Annotated in this window: 1 protein-coding gene; it reads right to left on the reverse strand. The window is 54.5% G+C overall.

What is annotated here, in order from left to right; all coding sequences use genetic code 11:
• On the reverse strand, positions 1–336 hold a 336-nt coding region (locus JWJ90_RS24115; protein ID WP_205229538.1), incomplete at both ends, for a transposase.

Raw genomic sequence — 336 nt, forward strand, 5'->3', positions numbered from 1 at the left:
GAGGGCAGGCAAATACTGGTCGGGGGCGAGGCGGCTGCGGCATGATAACGACGTGCAGGACCAACTGGACCAGCATACGGATTTTCTTGGCATTCCCGTGCAGGAATCCATATTCGCGCAGCCGCCTGAACCCGTTTGGCAAGACATGTTGAAGAAGCAGACGCAGAAACTCTTCTCCCCTAAGCGTCCTCTTCTGCATTGTCCCGGTAGCGCTGTCCCGGTACCTAAAGGTTACTTCGCCGTTGGTATTGGCAATGATGTTTTTTTCTCCAATCACGCCTCGGTACAAATACCTTGCGAGGTATTTTAAGGCCGGTGCGCCGGTGCCCATATGGT

This window comes from Desulfobulbus rhabdoformis (genome assembly GCF_016919065.1).
GTDB lineage: Bacteria > Desulfobacterota > Desulfobulbia > Desulfobulbales > Desulfobulbaceae > Desulfobulbus > Desulfobulbus rhabdoformis.